The sequence below is a fragment of the Gemmatimonas sp. genome (genome assembly GCF_036405635.1).
Classification (GTDB): Bacteria; Gemmatimonadota; Gemmatimonadetes; order Gemmatimonadales; family Gemmatimonadaceae; genus Gemmatimonas.
The window spans coordinates 1-2,647 of the sequence record NZ_DASWXE010000043.1 but is presented as its reverse complement, the minus strand read 5'-3'; the positions used below and the strand labels follow the sequence as shown (position 1 = coordinate 2,647).

Here is a 2,647-nt window from a genome sequence, read left to right as displayed (position 1 = left end):
GCGCGCATCTGCATCAGCTTGATGTTGATGTCGCGATTGTTGTCGTGGTACACGTACTTGCCCCAGTACGGCACGGCGCCGCCGGCACCCTGACCCTGTGCGGGCGGTGCGGCCGGCCGACGCGTGGTGTCGTTGGGCGCCGAAGCGCTGGGCGCCTGCACCGCCGCATTGGCCTGCTGTGCTTCGAGGCCGCGGAAGAACCAGTCCACGTTGCGGTCACGACCGTCGGCATCGGCCGCCGGCGTGATGGAGACGTAGAGCTGGTCACGCACCTGGTTGAGAATCGGCGAGCTCTCGACGGCGAGGCGGTACGCCAGTTCCATCAGCGTTTCCGACGGACCGGTTTCACCCGAGTGCAGGCCACCCATGAGGTGGTAGTGCGGCTTGGTCTGCGACAGCAGTGTCTTGACCTGCGCCTCGTTCATGCCGCGCGGGTCGGCGATCTTGGCGAGGTTCTTCCGGTTCTGATCGAGCTTGGCGAGGTTCGCCTCGGACGAGATCCAGATGACGACCAGTTCGCGACCTTCATCGGACTTGCCGATGGTCTCGATCTTCACACGCGGCGACGCGGCGGCCAGCGCACGGTAGTACTTGAGCTGGTCGGCGTAGTACGTCAGGGTGCGCGGTGCACCGACGTGATAGCCCAGCACTTCGCGCGGCGTGGGCACGCCCGGTACCACCGGCAGGTGGTCGACGAGCGGGCTGCCATGCTTCGGCGTGGCCAGCCACTCGAGATAGTTCTTCGCGTACGTCGAATCCTGCTTCTGATTCGGATCACGCGTGTCGAGGGAAGACTGCTGCGCCGCGAGCTGACCCGGCAGCAGGGCCGGTGCAAGGGCGAGCGTGGCGAAGAGGCGTCGGGCGGTGCGTCGCATGGAGCGACACGGAGAGATCCGGGGACCAACGTGCATCGCTGAGCAACTCCGAAGAATCGGGGCGAATAACGGAAGACGGCAAACTAGTAAGCATACGCAGCATGGGGATGAGCCGTTCGGCAAGGTGCCAACCATGCGGCCTCCGTCGAGGTGGCCGTCGTGGCCATGGCCGGACCGTCGCCGCATGCGCCAGTCCCCTGCGCGACGCCTGACGCATTTGACCGTTTCCGGACAATTCCGCCTCCCGCAATGCGCTTTGGACGGTGCTAATTGAAGGAAACCCGAACAGCGAACCCAAGATGCTCGTTCCTCGCCCCCAACCCAGCAGGTCCCCGGCCGCCGACTTCACGGTGTTGGCCACGCTCGTGGTGGGACTACTCGTGTGGCTGGTGCTGGCATGCTTCGGCGTGGCGCGGGCTCATCGGGAAGCCACTGCGCGGTTGCAGCGGGAAGTCGCGCAGATGGTGGCAACGCAGGTCGGCGCGCAGTTGGGCGCAGCCTCGCCCGCCGCCGCAGGGAGCGCGGGAGCACAGCGCTCCGTATCGGACAGCGTGGCCGATGCCGCGACCCTTCAGGACGCATTGCGGATTGTGTTTGCGGCGGCCCCGGATCTCGCCCGGTTGGCCGACAGCACCGGACTCGCCGTCGACCTCGTGCGCTCTCATCCGGTACTCGCGCCTGCTCTGGTGGAGACACGGGTTTCCGCGCTGGGCGCCCCTGCCCTGATCACCGTGCGGGCGCGCAACGACGCCCGGATTCCGCCGGTGCTGCTGGCGGTGGTGGTGGCGCTGCTTTCGGTCACGACCGCACTGACCGGAGTGCTGCTCTGGCGCCTGCTCCGCGAACAGGCCGCCGCGCACCAGCGGTCAGCGTTTGCCTCGACCGTTTCACACGAGCTGCGCACACCGCTCGCCCAGATCCTGCTGTTCGCCGAAACGCTGCAACTCGGTCGCGCTCGTACAACCAGCGATCGCGAGCTGGCCCTCGGTGCGATCGTGCAGGAAACCCGCCGGCTCATGCGTCTGGTGGACAACGTGCTTCGCTTCACGCGACTGGAACAGGGCGCGCCTCAGCTCCGGCAGGAGCCGGTGCGGGTGAGCGAGTTGGTCGCCGAAACGGCGGCCCAGTTCGCGCCGTTGGCTCGCACTTCTCAAGTGTCCATCGCCGTGGAGCCCGACACGGCGGCCATTGCACTGGCCGATGCAGACGCGGTGCGGCAGGTGTTGCTCAACCTGCTCGACAATGCGGTAAAGCACGGGCCGCCATCGCAGCAGGTCACGGCCCGGGTGGAAGCGCACGGCGCACAGGTGCGACTGATTGTGGAAGATGAGGGCCCCGGCATCGCCCCCGACGATCGCGATCGTATCTGGCATGCGTTCGAGCGCGGTGCCTCCGGCCACGGTGGGCCAACACCAGCTGGCTCCGGCGGCGCGGGGCTTGGCCTGATGATCGTGCGGGCTCTGACAGAGGCCATGGGCGGCGACGTGCGCTGCGAACCCGTGTGCCCTGCAGGACCGGGCGCGCGCTTCATTGTGGGCCTGCCGGCACTACACGAGGAGACCGCTCGATGATGACGGAGTCCGTTTCCGCGTCGTTCGGCGTGTCCATCCTCGTGGTCGAAGACAATGCGTTGCTGGCCGCCGGTGTACGCAGCAATCTCGAGTTCGAGGGCTATCAGGTGAGCGTCGCGGCCACCGGCCGAGAGGGACTTCGCCTGGCGAAGTCTCGCGCGCATGCGCTGATCGTGCTCGACCTCATGCTGCCCGACATCG

General features: G+C 67.1%; 3 protein-coding genes. 2 read left to right on the top strand and 1 reads right to left on the bottom strand.

Going from position 1 to position 2,647, the window contains the following annotated elements:
• Window positions 1-875 (bottom strand): M14 family zinc carboxypeptidase (locus VGE27_RS03165; protein ID WP_331048181.1); only part of this gene is annotated, 875 nt, incomplete at its 3' end.
• A gap of 350 nt (window positions 876-1,225) precedes the next feature.
• Between VGE27_RS03165 and VGE27_RS03160 the strand changes: the two genes are divergently transcribed.
• Together VGE27_RS03160 and VGE27_RS03155 are read left to right on the top strand one after the other, a co-directional pair.
• Window positions 1,226-2,446, top strand: a complete 1,221-nt coding sequence (locus tag VGE27_RS03160; protein WP_331048180.1) for a HAMP domain-containing sensor histidine kinase — start codon at window positions 1,226-1,228, stop codon at window positions 2,444-2,446.
• The coding region (locus tag VGE27_RS03155; protein ID WP_331048179.1) for a response regulator at window positions 2,443-2,647 on the top strand (205 nt) is incomplete at its 3' end. The genes VGE27_RS03160 and VGE27_RS03155, both read left to right, overlap by 4 nt.